This is a genomic window from Massilia sp. Masssp93, from assembly GCF_059491295.1.
The window spans coordinates 1,605,614-1,619,698 of sequence record NZ_CP168502.1 but is presented as its reverse complement, the minus strand read 5'-3'; the positions used below and the strand labels follow the sequence as shown (position 1 = coordinate 1,619,698).

13 protein-coding genes are annotated in these 14,085 nt (G+C 67.5%); 4 read left to right on the top strand and 9 right to left on the bottom strand.

The genetic code is table 11. From position 1 onward, the window contains the following. Positions 1-12: 12 nt before the first annotated feature. From tssE to ACEN9Q_RS06905, 5 genes are all read right to left on the bottom strand, one after another. Positions 13-480 (bottom strand): type VI secretion system baseplate subunit TssE, encoded by a 468-nt coding sequence (tssE, locus tag ACEN9Q_RS06925; RefSeq protein WP_056435240.1) that lies wholly within the window; start codon positions 478-480, stop codon positions 13-15. An 83-nt stretch (positions 481-563) separates the two neighbouring features. Continuing rightward, on the bottom strand, positions 564-1,055 hold the full coding sequence (locus tag ACEN9Q_RS06920; RefSeq protein ID WP_056435243.1) for an Hcp family type VI secretion system effector: 492 nt from the start codon (positions 1,053-1,055) through the stop codon (positions 564-566). Between the two features lie 30 nt (positions 1,056-1,085). Continuing rightward, on the bottom strand, positions 1,086-2,588 hold the full coding sequence (gene tssC, locus ACEN9Q_RS06915; RefSeq protein ID WP_495627801.1) for a type VI secretion system contractile sheath large subunit: 1,503 nt from the start codon (positions 2,586-2,588) through the stop codon (positions 1,086-1,088). Further along, positions 2,585-3,103 carry a type VI secretion system contractile sheath small subunit gene (tssB, locus tag ACEN9Q_RS06910; RefSeq protein WP_056435250.1) on the bottom strand — a complete coding sequence of 173 codons (519 nt, stop codon included), beginning with the start codon at positions 3,101-3,103 and terminating at the stop codon, positions 2,585-2,587. Before tssB ends, tssC begins: the two co-directional genes overlap by 4 nt. 24 nt (positions 3,104-3,127) lie before the next feature. Beyond that, positions 3,128-3,718 (bottom strand): tetratricopeptide repeat protein, encoded by a 591-nt coding sequence (locus tag ACEN9Q_RS06905; protein WP_056435253.1) that lies wholly within the window; start codon positions 3,716-3,718, stop codon positions 3,128-3,130. A gap of 187 nt (positions 3,719-3,905) precedes the next feature. Between ACEN9Q_RS06905 and tssJ the strand changes: the two genes are divergently transcribed. Genes tssJ through icmH form a run of 3 tightly spaced genes read left to right on the top strand, consistent with a single transcriptional unit; the run spans position 3,906 to position 6,618 of the window. Beyond that, positions 3,906-4,472 carry a type VI secretion system lipoprotein TssJ gene (gene tssJ / locus ACEN9Q_RS06900; protein WP_495627800.1) on the top strand — a complete coding sequence of 189 codons (567 nt, stop codon included), beginning with the start codon at positions 3,906-3,908 and terminating at the stop codon, positions 4,470-4,472. 47 nt (positions 4,473-4,519) lie between these two features. Next, positions 4,520-5,866: a type VI secretion system baseplate subunit TssK gene (gene tssK / locus ACEN9Q_RS06895; RefSeq protein WP_495627799.1), complete on the top strand. Its 1,347-nt coding sequence runs from the start codon at positions 4,520-4,522 to the stop codon at positions 5,864-5,866. Beyond that, the gene (gene icmH / locus ACEN9Q_RS06890) at positions 5,863-6,618 is read left to right on the top strand and encodes a type IVB secretion system protein IcmH/DotU (protein ID WP_495627798.1); all 756 of its coding nucleotides are present in this window, start codon (positions 5,863-5,865) and stop codon (positions 6,616-6,618) included. The genes tssK and icmH overlap by 4 nt, the downstream gene beginning before the upstream one ends. Positions 6,619-6,670: 52 nt before the next feature. Here icmH and ACEN9Q_RS06885 read toward each other — a convergent pair whose 3' ends face one another. The 4 genes from ACEN9Q_RS06885 to ACEN9Q_RS06870 all read right to left on the bottom strand — a co-directional run bounded on the left by ACEN9Q_RS06885 (position 6,671) and on the right by ACEN9Q_RS06870 (position 13,105). Continuing rightward, positions 6,671-7,390, bottom strand: coding sequence for an OmpA family protein (locus ACEN9Q_RS06885; protein WP_056435408.1), 720 nt, complete (start codon positions 7,388-7,390; stop codon positions 6,671-6,673). A 44-nt stretch (positions 7,391-7,434) separates the two neighbouring features. Further along, complete coding sequence (tagF, locus tag ACEN9Q_RS06880; protein ID WP_229412483.1) at positions 7,435-8,412, bottom strand: type VI secretion system-associated protein TagF; 978 nt, start codon at positions 8,410-8,412, stop codon at positions 7,435-7,437. An 8-nt stretch (positions 8,413-8,420) separates the two neighbouring features. Continuing rightward, complete coding sequence (gene tssM / locus ACEN9Q_RS06875) at positions 8,421-12,167, bottom strand: type VI secretion system membrane subunit TssM (protein WP_495628924.1); 3,747 nt, start codon at positions 12,165-12,167, stop codon at positions 8,421-8,423. Positions 12,168-12,265: 98 nt separating this feature from the next. Further along, positions 12,266-13,105, bottom strand: coding sequence for a M15 family metallopeptidase (locus ACEN9Q_RS06870; protein ID WP_495627797.1), 840 nt, complete (start codon positions 13,103-13,105; stop codon positions 12,266-12,268). 57 nt (positions 13,106-13,162) lie between these two features. Between ACEN9Q_RS06870 and ACEN9Q_RS06865 the strand changes: the two genes are divergently transcribed. Continuing rightward, complete coding sequence (locus tag ACEN9Q_RS06865; protein WP_495627796.1) at positions 13,163-14,029, top strand: hypothetical protein; 867 nt, start codon at positions 13,163-13,165, stop codon at positions 14,027-14,029. Positions 14,030-14,085: the final 56 nt, after the last annotated feature.

The window sequence follows — 14,085 nt, the reverse complement described above, 5'->3', positions numbered from 1 at the left end:
CTTTGGTGGCGGTCACGGACGCGCGGGGCGGCCGGCCTTGGTAATCACATAATTCAGCGAAGAAGGCTGCAGCACGGCGTTGAAGTTGACCGGCTCCGCGCCAAGGCCGGCGTGCAGCGTCGCGTTGATCACGAAGCTGAGGCGGTTTACGCCGCCCTGCTCTCCTTCCAGCGCGGCGCTGACGTTCTTCAGGCGCGGCTCGTGGCGCCCGATCGCGTCCTCGAGGCAGGCGCAGATCGCGGCCCGGTCCTCGCTGCTGGACAGGCAATATGCGGCGAAATCGGTCAGGCCGTAGTTCAGGATCGAGGCGCGCGCCAGCGGATAGGCGTCGAAGGAGGCGGGCGGCATGCCGGCGCGGGCGTTCAACAGGGCTTCGAGGTCGCGCGCGACGTTGTCCTTGAGCTGGTCGGCGCCGGCGCGGCCGGGGTGGGCCTGCTGCCCCATCAGGCGGTCGAGCAGGCCCGGAAGATAGGCTGTCATCGCTGCTCCTTTCAAAGCCGCAGGAAAAAAACCGCGGCCTTGCGGCCGCGGAAGACGCGGGGAACGTGAAGGAAAAACGTGCGTCAGACGACCCGGTTGGTCGCGAGATCCCAGCCGCCCGACGTGTTGCCGCCGGCGCCGCCGCCGATCTTCTGCTGGGTGTACTTCCACTTGATCTTCGAGAATTTCAGGCCGACCGTCTCGTGCAGGAAATCGCCTTCCGCGACCTGGGGCTTGACGGTGCCGATCAAGACGTTCTCGATCTCGATCTCGAAGTACTTGACACGTTCGCCCTGCCCGTCGGCACGCATGAATTCGAATTTCGCCTTGGGGATGGTCTTGCCCGACGAGCAGGTCTGCAGCAGCAGCGGCGAAGACAGGTCGGCCAGCTTGGCGATCTCGATCTCGTCGTGCTCGCAGCGCTCGGCGGTGTGGCCGCCGCCCGTCGACGCCGTCGCGGACTTGGGCTGCGTCACGCCCCAGTTGACCGATTTGCACTCGATCCAGTCCTTGTGCTTGTCGTCGGCCGACTCGCCCTTGATGCCGTCGATTTGCAGGTACACGTCAATTGCCATGTTCTACTCCAGTTCAGGTTATTGAAAGAATCAGTTCTTGGTCGATTGCGGCAACTCCGCGACCAAACGGAGCGAAACGGACAATTCGTCGAGCTGGAAATGGGGCCGCAGGAACGACACGGCCCGATACACGCCGGGCCGGCCGGGCACCTCGGCCACCTGCACGCTCGCTTCGCGCAGCGGGAATTGCGCCTTCTGTTCCTGGCTGGCGTTGTCGTCGAGAAGGACGTATTGCGTCAACCAGCGGTTCAGGTAATCCTCGACGTTGGACGCGGCCGCGAAGCTGCCGATCTTGTCGCGCATCATGGCCTTCATGTAGTGGGCGATGCGCGACACGGCAAAGATGTATTGCAGCTGCGACGACAGCAGCGCGTTCGCATTGGCCGCATCGTTCGCGTACTTGCGCGCCTTCTGCGCCGACTGCGCGCCGAAGAACGCGGCGTACGACGTGTTCTTGCAGTGCACGAGCGAGATGAAGCCGAGGTCCGACAGCTCTTTCTCGCGGCGGTCCGTGATCGCCAGCTCGGTCGGACACTTCAGGGCGATCTCGCCTTCGTCCGTCTTGAACGTGTGCGTGGGCAGGTTCTCGACGAGGCCGCCGCCTTCGACGCCGCGGATCGCCGCGCACCAGCCATAGTCCTCGAACGCCTTCGTCAGCTTGGTCGCGAAGGCGTAGGCCGCGTTACACCACAGGTATTTCTGGTGATCGGTGCCGTCCACGTCCTCGACGAAATTGAAGCCTTCGGTGGCCGTGCCGTCGGCCGGGTTGTACGGCAGGCGGCCCAGGAAGCGCGGCAGGGTCAGGCCGACGTAGCGCGCATCTTCCGATTCGCGGAACGCCTTCCATTTCGCGTATTCGACCGTATCGAACACCTTCGCCAGGTCGCGCGGCTTGCCCAGGTCGCCGAAGCTCTCGACGCCGAACAGTTCCGGCCCGGCCGACGTGATGAACGGCGCATGGCTGGCGGCCGCCACGTGCGACATCTGCTCGAGAAAATAGATGTCCTCGGGCTGGCGCGTGATCTCGAAGTCGCCGATCAGGGTGCCGTACGGCGCGCCGCCGAAGCTGCCGAATTCCTCTTCGTAGACCTTCTTGAACAGCGTGCTCTGGTCGAATTCCAGCGCCGACTGGAAGTCCTTCACCAGTTCGCGCTTGCTGGCGTTGAGCATGCGCACCTGCAGGCCGGTGCTCGTCGCCGTGTTCTTGACGAGGTAGTGCAGGCCGGTCCAGCTGCGTTCCAGCTTCTGGAATTCGGGGGCGTGCATGATCGCGGACAGCTGGTCGGAAATCATCCGGTCCAGCTCCGCCAGGCGCGCATCGATCGTGGCCGACAGGTTCGTCGACATGACCATCGTCCCTTCCATCACCTGGCTCACCAGCTCGGAGATGATGTCGCGCGCCCGTTCGTGTTCGCTGGTCGATTTCGCCACCCGGCTCTGCTCGACGATCTGATCGAGCAGGGACACGTCCAGCTGGTCGGCGTGGGCCGCCTGCGCCGACGCCGTCTTCGCGGTATCGAGGATCGCGCTCATGCTTCCTCCTTGCCCGGCTTGCCGCCGCCCTTGCGCAGGCTGTCCAGCTTTTCCGTGTTGGTCAGCACGTCGTTCAGCAGGTCTTCCAGCTTGTCGTTGCCGGCCAGCTTGTTGCGCAGGTCGGCCAGTTTGGCGCGCGCATCCAGCAACCCCTTCAGCGGCGCCACCTGCTGCACGACGGCTTCCGGACGAAAATCGTCCATCTGCTTGAACTGCAGCTGCACGGCGAACTCGCCGCCTTCCGCCGACAGGTGGTTCGGCACGCGGAAACTCGTGGCCGGCGCCACGCCGCCCAGCACTTCGTCGAAGTTGTCGGCGTCGACGTTGACGAACTTGCGGTCCTTGAGGCGCTTCTTGGCTGCGTCCGGATCGGTGCCGAAGTCGCCCAGCACGCCGACCACGAACGGCAACTCCTTGTTTTCGATCGCGTCGCCGATCTCGACGTCGTACGTCATCTGCACGCGCGGCGCGCGCACTTTCTGCAGGCGTTTCTGCACGCTTTCATTCTTGGCCATGGGGTCTCCAGTGCGGTGGTCGGGTTATTTGAGCGCGCCGAACGGATCGTTCGATGCGGTGGAATGCGTCGCGGCCGCGGCGCCGCGCCGGGCCGTCTCGCGCACGCGCGAGGCAACCGGACGGTTGTTCGGCACCAGCACGTCTTCGTTCAGGCTCGTGCGCAGCAGCTTGGCGAGATCCTGCGCCTCCGTGCGCACATTGCCGGTCAGGTTGTTCTTCCGGCTCAGGTCGGCCAGCGCCTTGCTCGTCACGCGCAGGCCGCTCACCGCGACGATGCTGTTCGCCAGCGTGTCGTCCGGGTCGCGCTCGAGGGCTTCCAGCGCGTCGACGATCGCTTCGCCGTAGTTCGTGCTGTCGAAATGCATCTGGGCCATGCGCACCCAGGGCGTCTTATCGGTCGGGAACGTGCTGCCGGCGTGCTTGAGGATCGTGTAGGCCTTGTCGTTCTGGCCCGCCAGCACCGCGGCGTCGGCATCCGCCATCGCGGACGCCATCGTCGGCACCGGTTTGATCGCGGCCTGGCTGGCCACCGGCGCCGTGCTGGCACAGGCCGACAGCAAGGCGATACACGTAAGGGGCACCGCGGCAAGCGGCATCAGGCGTTCGAATGTCATCTGGCTCTCCCGGTTTGAAATCAGACGCCATTATTGGTGAACGATTTCCGGAGAGAATTGCGTGTCGTCAACGCACCTTTGCCGCCGCATTGTGCGTTGTCGAAAAGGCTGTTGCGCCTGCTCAGGGTGCATGGCGGACAATCCCGTTAAATCTTCCTGTCCTCTTTACCAAATGCAAGGAGTGCAGATGAAGCGATCGTGGATCGGATTATGTTGCCTGGCCTGGATGCTCGGCGGCTGCGCCGGCGGCGGCCCGCTTGAAGCCATCGGATTGCGCAAGCCGCCGCCTCCCGTGCCGGAATCCCAGCAGCCGCCGCGCAACGTCGTCGTGCACCTGCACGCCGCGCCGCGGCTGAACGTCGACGCGCGCGGGCAGCCGCTGGCCCTGCTGGTGCGCATCTACAAGCTGCGCGAGCGCGGCGCGTTCGAACAGGCGCCCTACGCCGCGTTCCTGTCGCCGCAGGCCGAACGCGACGCCCTCGGCGCCGACCTCGTCGACGTCAGGGAAGTCACGCTGGTGCCGGGCCAGCGCCTCGACGTCAGCGACCGGCTGGCGCGCGATACGCCCTGGCTCGGCGTCGTCGCCCTGTTCCACGCACCGGCCGAACACGGCTGGCGCGCGGCATTCGCTGCCGCCGACGCCGAACAGGCCGGCGTCACCGTCGGCCTCCATGCCTGCGCGCTGACGGTCGGCACGGGCGCCGCGCCGGCCGGCGCTGCCGTCAAGCCTTTGTCTCTTGTCCACTGTCAATAAGCGCCACAACGTTTCCAGCAATCTAGAGTTTTGTGCAAAGGAGGCTCATGAACATTCCGTCGAAAGTCTTGTGGGGCGAAGGCCTGTTCCTGCGCCCCCAGCACTTCCAGCAACAGGACCGCTACCACGAAGCGCGCCTGAACGAGACCGCCAACGCCCTGCATCCGTATTGCTGGGGCGTGCGCCGGCTGGCCATCGATACCGATGCCCTCAAGGCCGACACGCTGCGCGTGACCGAGCTGTCGCTCATCTTCCCGGATGGCGACCTCGTGCGCGCTCCGGACCAGGATCCGCTGCCGCCGCAGGCGCGCCTGGACGAGCTGCCGCCCGACGTCCAGACGATCACGTTCCACGCCGCCCTGCCCGTGCTGAAGCCGCACGGCGAAAACTGCGCGGGGCGCGGCGACGCCCGGCCCGACGCCCGCTTCGGCCAGCGCGAGCACGACACGCTCGACCTGTTCAGCCAGGCCGCCCCGGCCCCGGTGGCGTACCTGACCCGCACCGTGCGCCTCGTGTCCGAGCTCGAATCGCTCGATGCCTACGACAGCTTCCCGCTCGTGCGCCTGCAGCGCGTGGCGACGGGCGGCTTCGAAGTCGACCTGACGTTCACGCCGCCCAGCCTGTCGATCGCCGGGGCCATGGGCCTGCATGCGCGCCTCGTGCGCCTGATGGAAAAGCTGCTGGCCAAGGTGAACGCCCTGTACGGCCATTACCGCGAGCCGGGCCGGCACGTCGTCGAACTGCGCGGCGGCGACGTCGCCTCGTTCTGGCTGCTGCACACGGTCAGCAGCGGCTACGCGGCGCTGACCCATTACCTGGCCCACCGCGAGCTGCATCCCGAGCGCCTGTTCCAGGAACTGCTGGCGCTGGCCGGCGGCCTGATGACGTTTTCGCGCACGGCCAGGCTGGAAGACCTGCCGGCCTATGCGCACCAGGACCCGGGCCCGGCGTTCGCCCGCCTGGACGGCATCCTGCGCGAACTGCTCGACACCGTGATCTCGTCGCGCTACTTCGCGGTCGCGCTGTCGAACGAGCGCCCGTCCTACCACCTGGGCGCGCTCGACTCCGGCAAGATCAACACCCAGACGACGCTGTACCTGGGCGTGGCGGCCGACCTGCCGGCGCTGCAGCTCGTCGACATCGTCCCGCTGCGCTTCAAGATCGGCGCCCCCGAAGACGTCGACAAGCTGGTGCTGACGGCCATGCCCGGCGTGAAGCTGGCGCATGCGGCCCAGGTGCCGAGTGCGCTGCCGGTGCGGCCGGACATGGTGTATTTCGTACTGGATAACCGCGGGGTGCTGTACGACAGCATGCTCAAGGCGCAGGCCATCTCGATCTACGTGCCGAACGGTATCCGTGACCTCAAACTCGAACTGATTGCGATCGCAGCATGAACCATCCCGTCGAACGGCGCGCCGCGCCCACCCAACGCGGCGCCGCCGGCACCGCCTCCCTCGTCGACCTGATGGTCGAAGGGTTCTATGCCCTGTTCCTCCTGAAATGCGGCTGCGGCCCGCAGGACCAGGCCGGGTTCGCCGACCGCATGACGAGCTTCCTCGGCGAAGTCGACCGCAGCGCCCGGACGCTCGGCATCCCCGCCGACGACGTGACGGCCGCCAAATATGCGTTCTGCGCGGCCGTCGACGAGATCATCCTGGGCTCCGACTACGCCATCCGCGAAGCGTGGGAAACCCGCCCGCTGCAACTGCGCCTGTTCGGCGACCAGCTGGCCGGCGAACATTTTTTCCAGCGCCTGGAAGACTTGCGCGCCAAAGGCAGCGCCCATCTGCAGGCGCTCGAGGTGTACCACCTGTGCCTGCTGCTGGGCTTCCAGGGCCGCTTCGCCCTGGACGCCCGTGACAAGCTGAACTACCTGACGGCGCGCCTGGGCGACGAGATCGCGCGCATGCGCGGTAAGAGCCGCGCGTTCGCGCCGCATGCGGAACGGCCCGACCAGATCGCCCACAAGCTCTCCAGCGACACGTCGCTGTGGGTGTTGTGCGGCGTCTTCGCGTTGGCCGGCCTGGGTGCGTATCTGGGCTACCGCAGCGCGCTCGGCCACGAGACCGACCGTGCGCTCGTCAGCTACAACGATCTCATCAAGCTGCCGCCGCGGTCGGCCAACGTGACGATCACGCTGCCTTGAAACGGCGTCGTCCGGCATTTGCGAATGCCGGACGACGCCGCGGCGGGACGCGCTACTGGACGACCTTGAACTCGATCCGCCGGTTGCGCGCCCGGCCTTCCGGCGTGCGGTTGTCGGCCACGGGACGGTCCGGGCCCTCGCCGGACACGGCGACCATGTCGGGCTTGATGCCGCGTCCCACCACATAGGTCTTGACGGCCTCCGCACGCGCCTGGCTGAGCGACAGGTTGCCGGCGCGCGAGCCGGCATTGTCCGTATGGCCGATGACTTCGACCCGCTTGTCCTTGAGTCGCAGCAGCGCCACACTCATCTGGTCGAGGATCGCCTTGCCGGAATCCGTCAGCGTGGCCTGGCCGGATTCGAATTCGATGATGCGGTTGGCCAGCGCCGCGTCCAGCATGCCCTGTTCCGAGGCCGCCACGCGCAAGCCGTTGTTGACCGTGTAGCCGGGGTCGAGCGCCAGTGCGATATCGCTGGCGACCTGCGTCCGCTGGGCTTCGCTGGCGACGTCGCCGCGCAGGCTGACGCTGGTGCCGTCGACCTGCAACTGGCCGCGGCTGATCAGTTTCAGGTTCGGGCCGATCAGCTTGCCGACATGGTCGTTCCAGTTTGCCGGCATCGAGACCCTGCCGACCGCGAGCTGGTCCACGATCCGGTCGGCGCCGTACACGGCGCGCAGGCGGGCCAGCAACGCGGCCTTGCTGGCGTCATCGCCGACCGTGCCGGAGACCACGATGGGGGCGGCCGCGTCCGCCAGGGCGGCGGCCGGCATGCAGGCAGCGGCGACGGCCGCGCACAAGATAAGTGTTTTCGGATTCAAGGCGCGGCTCCGATAAAGGTGTTCAGGAACAATTCTCGCGCCAGGCGCAGAGGCAGCGCCGGCTGTTCGAGGTAGCTGGCCAGCGTGCGCACGTCGACGTCCAGGCCGAGCTGCTCGTCGATCCAGCCGTTGTCGTCGAGGTGCACCTGCTGGTCGGCGGCAACGAGCGGATCGATCAGCGCATGGAGCGTGCCGGCCGCCTCGCCGCCGAAGCCGACGACGAGGGCCGGACGGTCGCGCACGCGGGTGAGGAACAGCGCGAGGTCGAAACCGCTGCGCCGGATGAAGGGCAGCACCAGTTCCAGCCAGAAGGCGGCGGCGGCGTGCCGGTTGGCGCCGTCGCGCGGCAGCGGCAGCACGAGGCTCTTGTGCAGGCTCGCGGGCCGGCTGTGCATGACGGGCTGCAGCAGCAGGCCGAGCCCGAGGATCATGCGGTTCGTCGCCAGTTCCAGCTGCGCCGTCAGTTCGCCCACGGTCGACAGGGCGAGATAACTGTCCAGCGCGGAATCGTGCTCACCCAGCGCCACCGGCGCGTCCGCGATCGCCTGCAGGTAGGCGCTCGGATCGCCGCTGCCCAGGACGCGCGGCGCCATGTCTTCGAGATAGTCCCACAACGGCCCGAAGGCCAACGGACAGCGCGTAGCGAAAGCGGCCGGGTCGGGCACGTCGACGGTGCGCATCATCAGGAACGGGAACCTGCGCCCGGAACGGTCGTGGCTGGCGATGAGGTGGCCGGCCACGGCGTGGCGCCGCTGCGGCCCGACGAAGGCGAAGCTGGCCGGCGCCATCGCGTCGTAATTCAGCTTCCAGCGCGCATCGGACGGCAGCCGCGTCATGACCTGGGCGATCCAGTCGTCCAGCATGCCGATGACCGGCTGGTCGTCGGCCAGCTTGATGAAGTCGCTGTGCGCCGGGACCTTGCCGAAATAGCCGATCCGGCTCGCGGCAGGCACGCGCTGCGAGGTACGGGTCACGGTGCGATTCACTGCGTTGCTCCCGCCAGCGCGGGACCGCCGCCGGCCGCCGCGCGGCCGACGACGGCGTCCGGCAGGTGCAGGCCGCGGAAGCCCTGGCTGGCCTGGGCGTCGCCGGTCGTGGTGTCCGTGCTGCTGACGCGCTTGAGGTTGACCGCAACCGAGACGTTGCCGGCACTCCAGCGCAATTCGAACGTGCTCGCATCGAGGCGCTTTTTCGCCGCCGCCTCGATCATCTTCTGCAGACCGAACTGGCCCGGCTCGTTGAACAGTTCGACGGTGCGGCCATCGAACGTGACGGCGCCGATCTTCGCGCCGCTGCTGCCCTGCGGGCCGGGATGCACCATGTTGACCCACGCCGGCGGCGTGTTGCGGTAGCGCAGTTGTTGGCCGTCGATCTCGATCGTGTACTCCGTCACGCCGGGCGCGGTCAGCGGCAGCAACTGGAACACGGTCTGCGGACCGTTGCCGGCCGCCACCCCGTTGGCCGACAACGGCGCGACCCAGCCGGGGAAGCCGCTCACGACCTGCGGCACGAGCGTAATCCCGATGTCGGCCCACGTGCGGCTGCTGAGAACGTCGCCGCGGCGCACGACCAGCGGCCCCATGGTGGTGCCCACGAATTTTGCGACGACGCCGTCCGGACCGAACACCTGGCCGATCTCCGCCGGCGTGGCCTGGATCTGGGCCGACGCCGCGAACGGATACTTGGCCGCCAGCGTCTTCTGGAACGGCTCGACGACCTGGGCCTGCCACGTCTTGTTGATTTCCGATTCCGACGGCAACACGATCATGGCGAAGGTCTGCACGAGGGGGCGCACGAGCAACGGACGCAGCATCTGCTTTTGCGTATCCGTCATGCCCGTCAACATCTGTTCGTCGACGTATTTCAGGGCGTCGGCCAGTTCGGAGCCGTTGCCTTCCAGCGTCTGCTGCATCAGCTGCTTGGCGCCGGGGCCGGGATCGCCCTGGTTCTTGAGCTGGTTCAGGCGGCTGCGCAGCTTCGACAAGGCATCGAGGTAGCCCGTCATCAGCGACGCGTCCTTTTCCTTCACGCCGACGAGCCGCGCGACGCCGGCGAACTCGCGCCCGACCGGACCCGCCGCCTGCACGCCGCCCACGGGCAACGGTCCCATTGCGTCGGCCACCTGGCGCGCTTCGCCGGGCGCCTGCCTCAGCACGACCTCGCGGAACCAGCCCGCGAGGCCGCGCTTGAGCTTGACGCTGTCGACCCGGGCCTGCGCGGGATCGTCCCAGGACGTCTGTTCGTGGACGGTCTTGAGGACCTTGGCCAGCGGCGACGTCAGCGGATCGCCGAGGCGGTTCATCGCCTGCACGCTGGCGTCGAAGCCGTTCAGGTCGGCGATCGTCACGCCCTGCACGAACTTGCCCCATTCGCGCGCATAATCGGCCTTGTACATCTCGACGAGCGCCTTCTGGATCTGTTCCGGACTGCCTTCGAGCGTGAGGTCGTCCTTGGCGACGCTCTTGAGTACCCAGTCGCTGCTTTGCAGCTCGTGGGTCGACGCTTCGCGGATCGCGCCCTGGACGAATTTTTCCCAGGCGTCGCGGGTGTAGGCGCCGCTGACGGCGTAACTGCCCACGACCAGCGCCTGGTCCTGCTCGCCGACGATGCGCGCCACCGTCACGCCGGGAAAACGGGTCGAGGCACGGGTGCGGATATCGGCATACACGCGCTCGCGCGCCGGCGTGCCGCGCACGACGCGGCGCAGGTTCTCGCGCGCCGTGTCCAGCAGGCTGAGTTTGGGCGTGATCTGGGGCCACGCCTGGTCGTCGATGTGCGCCAGCACGAAGGTCAGCTGGCGCTCGGCGCTGCGGATCATCTGCTCGCGCGGCATGGCGCCCCGGTTCGCTTCCAGCCAGCCGCGCCAGAACCGCGTCAACTGGTCGTTCAGGTGCCCGGGTTCGGCATGCGTCTTGTCCGCCAACATCAGGTACGTCTTGAGCGCATTGTAGGCGTCGCCAACATTCGTGGCGGAAACGTCCTGGTATGGCTGGCCCGGTTTGGCCGCCGGGGTCGCCCGCACATTCGGGTCGAGCTGGGCGGCATTCGCATTCATCTCGGCCAGCAGGTTCTCCAGCGCCCCCGCCACCGGCTGCACCATCACTTCGCGCACGCCCGCGAAATATTCGTCGCGCAGCTTGCGTTCGAGCGCGCCGCCCTGGTACAGGCCGAACGCCAGCGCCCACGGGCGATCCTGGCGGTATTTCTCCAGCTGTTCGATGCGGTCCTGCAGGATATCGAGGCCCTCCAGCCGCGCCTGCAGGTCGGTTCGTCCGGCCTGCAGCTTCATGACCTTGTCCAGGTCGGCCTTGACGTTGGCGACCAGCTGGCGGTTCCCCATATATGACCAGCTCCAGCCGCCCAGTGCGCAGCCGAGCAGGAGCGTGGCGGCGAAGAACGCGCCGATCTTCATTCGCGTGGCGGCCGGGCTGGTATAGCGCTTGACCAGGTCGCGGTCAGCGAAGATCACCTTGCGGAACAGCTGCAACAGGAAGAACCCCGACTGCTCCGCTCCCTGCGCCGCGTCGTCGCCGGCCGCCTTGTCGCCGAGCGGGCGCAGCTGCAAATCGAACCGTCCCGCGACACGCCGCGCCGACAGGTTCTCGACGCTGCCTTCCTGCAGCGCGCTGGTGAAATAGAAGCCTCGGAACACGGGCTTGAATTGCCACGTATTTTCTTCGAACAGTGTGGCGAGGAACGCACGCAGCTGCGGCTTGAGCGCCGCGAATTCGAGCGGGAACGTGAACACGCCGGAGCGCAGCGCGGTGCTGCGGTTGCCGGCCATGCTGGCCAGGCTCATCTCCTTGAGGCCGTCGTGCAATTCGTCGAAATGCTGCTCGAAGAACGACAGGACGTCCTGCGGCGTGCTGCGCCGGTTGTAGCGCAAGGTCGCGCCCCACACGCGGTCGCGCTCCGCCGGTTCGCAGTCATGGAAGAAGTCGGCAAAGCCGGCGATCAGGTCGGCCTTCGTGAAGATCACGTACACCGGCGCGTGGACGCCCAGCCGCTCGGTCAATTCCTGCACGCGTGTGCGCAGGCTCTTGGCCAGCTCGATCGAGGCTTCGGGACTGCCGCCGGCCAGCTCGGCGACGCTGACCGCGATCAGGATGCCGTTGATCGGCGCACGGGGACGATGCTTGCGCAGGAGTTCGAGAAAACTGAACCACTCCGCGCGATCCGCTTCGAAGACGGAATAACGCCCCGCCGTGTCGAGCAGGATGCCGTCGGTGGTAAAGAACCAGTCGCAGTTGCGGGTGCCGCCGACGCCTTGCACGGCTTTGCTGCCGGGGATCGGGAAGGTCAGGCCGGAATGCTTGATCGCACTGCTCTTCCCGGCCGCCGGGTTCCCGATGATCATGTACCACGGCAATTCGTACAGCGCCGCCGCGCCGCGCGTCAGGCCCAGTTTCGACGTCTTGATCGTGCTGATCGCTTCCAGCATACCTTTGCGCAACACGGCGGCATCGTTGCGGGCCGCCTGGGCCTTGCCGTCGCCTTCCGTGCCGGTGAGGATCGCATCGCCCAGCCGGCTGGCCGCGCGCTTGCGCAGCCAGACGCGGACGAGCCACGCAAGTCCGCCGGCGCCCAGCAACAGCAGGCCGAGCAGCGCGGCCCAGATCAGGGCGACGTCGAGGGATTCCGCGCCCAGCAGCAGGAACGCCGCGAGCACGCCGATGCCGATTACGGCCAAAACACGTCGGTCGGTGAGGAACTGCCAGAGTCGGGCCATCATGTTTGCTCGGAGAGTGGTGAAACCATCGGCAATACTGGCACTATTTCCCAATCGAAAATTTGAGATGAGACAACGCTCCGGAAACCCGTCCGCGATCAATGACGCATCACACCGCGCATCCGCAGCTCGGTATGGCCGAAATCCATCATCGTCCAGCGTCCGCCCCAGGTCAGGCCCACCGATTCAGCGACCTCGCCGTAGAGCTGGTATCCACGCATGGCCCAGGGATCTTTTTCCGAGATCACGAGCTTGCCGTCCCGCCAGAACGCGCAATCGGCCGCCAGGCCATACTGGTGCCAGCTCTGGAATGCGCGCGCGTTCGTCACCTGCGTGCCCATGCCCGCCAGCATGTCCTGGCGCGCAGGGCTGCGGTAGCCTTCCAGCAGGGCCATCTCATAACCGTATTTCTCTTTCATGATCTTGAAAACCAACAACAGGCGCTGGCTGTACTCCGGCCGCATGAGACCCCAGTTGCGGCTGGCGTCGACCAGCATCGGACGCACCAGTTCCACTTCGCGCGTGCCGAATGCGAGCGGCGGCAACGCGGCCGGCGGCACCAATTGCTCGCCCTTGAGCAGCGCAGCGACCTGCGCGTCGACGACGGTGTCGGCGGGCTCGTAATCCGGCAGCATGTCCGGCCGACGCATCAGCAACGCGAGCAGCGTGGGAATCAGCACGAGCGGCACGCCGACGGCGAGCCAGGCCCAGTGCCGGCGCAACATCTTGCGGCTGCCGTACAACACGCCCCGCGCGCCCGACCAGGAGGCCTGCAACGTCGCATTGCCGCTGCGCTGCCAGCCGCCCACGCGCCACTGCAGGCGGCGCTGCAACATGCCGAGGACCTGCAGCACGGATGCCCTCCCGCCCGGGAACAGGGCGAGCCAGATGAGGCTGCAGGCCAGGCAAAAGTACAAGAATGCGACGAAGATCAGCATCGGCTTCTCCGGTTTGTTTCTAATTGGAACTAGTTTTCCAATCTTAGGAGTAACGCGGTGCGCCCTACAGATGAAAATCAATCCGGCTCCAGACGTCCCAACCTGATGTCGTCGTCGCGGCGGCCTGGCGGCGAAATCAATATCCTGGCCATGCTGGACGGCCAGGCGCCCGGCCGGCGGCTCCGCGCCCTGCCGGCCGTATTCTGGTACGGCGCCGCGGGCGTACTGGCCTGCTCGCTGCTCGTCGTGCTGGCGTGGCTCGTACGCGGCGCGACGCCGGCCGGGAACGCGGAGGCGGCCGGCGCGGCGCAGGCCGCCCTGCGGCCGGAAACGGCGCGCCCCGGCACGGCCGCCGCCACCCTCGACGCGGTGGGCGACGGCCTCCACGTCACCCTGCCGAGCATGCATGCGGCGCTGGCCGGGGAAACGCCCGCGCCCGCGTCCATGCCGGCACCGCCGCAAACAGCCGAGCCGCCGGACACAACAGTGCCGGCAACCGCACGCGGCGCCGTCATCGTCGATGTTGCAGCGGACGCAGCGCCTCCGTCCACATTGGCCGCAACCGCGGCCGCACCGGCGCACGCCGCCGCCGGCGCGACATCCCGCCCCCAGCCAGCCGCCGCGGGTCACACGCCGCCGCGGGCCACGGCCCTGGCCATCCCGCTGGCACGGCCGCAGCCGGGTTACCGCGCCGTGCCGCCCCAGACGCCGTTGCTGGCGCATGGAGAGGCGGCGCCACCGCGCCAGAAACGGGCCGCGGCCGCATCCAGGACGAGGCCGCCGCCAGCGGCGGTCGATACGGACGTCGCCCTGATCTCGGCCATCCTCCAGCACGCCGGCGCCGACAGCGGCGCCGCCGATGCCGCGGGAACGTCCGGCTGTGCCGACAAGTCCTGCAACCCGCGCTTGCCATCCCGACAATAGAACCGTAGCGGAGCCGCCGCACCGGTGCGGAAAACCACGCCGCGCGCCGCCACGGC

What these genes read in the sequence shown, in the direction of transcription:
- tssE (WP_056435240.1), bottom strand. Translation starts at nt 480, where the DNA reads ATGACAGCCTATCTTCCGGGCCTGCTCGACCGCCTGATGGGGCAGCAG.
- ACEN9Q_RS06920 (WP_056435243.1), bottom strand. Translation starts at nt 1,055, where the DNA reads ATGGCAATTGACGTGTACCTGCAAATCGACGGCATCAAGGGCGAGTCG.
- tssC (WP_495627801.1), bottom strand. Translation starts at nt 2,588, where the DNA reads ATGAGCGCGATCCTCGATACCGCGAAGACGGCGTCGGCGCAGGCGGCC.
- tssB (WP_056435250.1), bottom strand. Translation starts at nt 3,103, where the DNA reads ATGGCCAAGAATGAAAGCGTGCAGAAACGCCTGCAGAAAGTGCGCGCG.
- ACEN9Q_RS06905 (WP_056435253.1), bottom strand. Translation starts at nt 3,718, where the DNA reads ATGACATTCGAACGCCTGATGCCGCTTGCCGCGGTGCCCCTTACGTGT.
- tssJ (WP_495627800.1), top strand. Translation starts at nt 3,906, where the DNA reads ATGAAGCGATCGTGGATCGGATTATGTTGCCTGGCCTGGATGCTCGGC.
- tssK (WP_495627799.1), top strand. Translation starts at nt 4,520, where the DNA reads ATGAACATTCCGTCGAAAGTCTTGTGGGGCGAAGGCCTGTTCCTGCGC.
- icmH (WP_495627798.1), top strand. Translation starts at nt 5,863, where the DNA reads ATGAACCATCCCGTCGAACGGCGCGCCGCGCCCACCCAACGCGGCGCC.
- ACEN9Q_RS06885 (WP_056435408.1), bottom strand. Translation starts at nt 7,390, where the DNA reads ATGCCGGCCGCCGCCCTGGCGGACGCGGCCGCCCCCATCGTGGTCTCC.
- tssM (WP_495628924.1), bottom strand. Translation starts at nt 12,167, where the DNA reads ATGGCCCGACTCTGGCAGTTCCTCACCGACCGACGTGTTTTGGCCGTA.
- ACEN9Q_RS06870 (WP_495627797.1), bottom strand. Translation starts at nt 13,105, where the DNA reads ATGCTGATCTTCGTCGCATTCTTGTACTTTTGCCTGGCCTGCAGCCTC.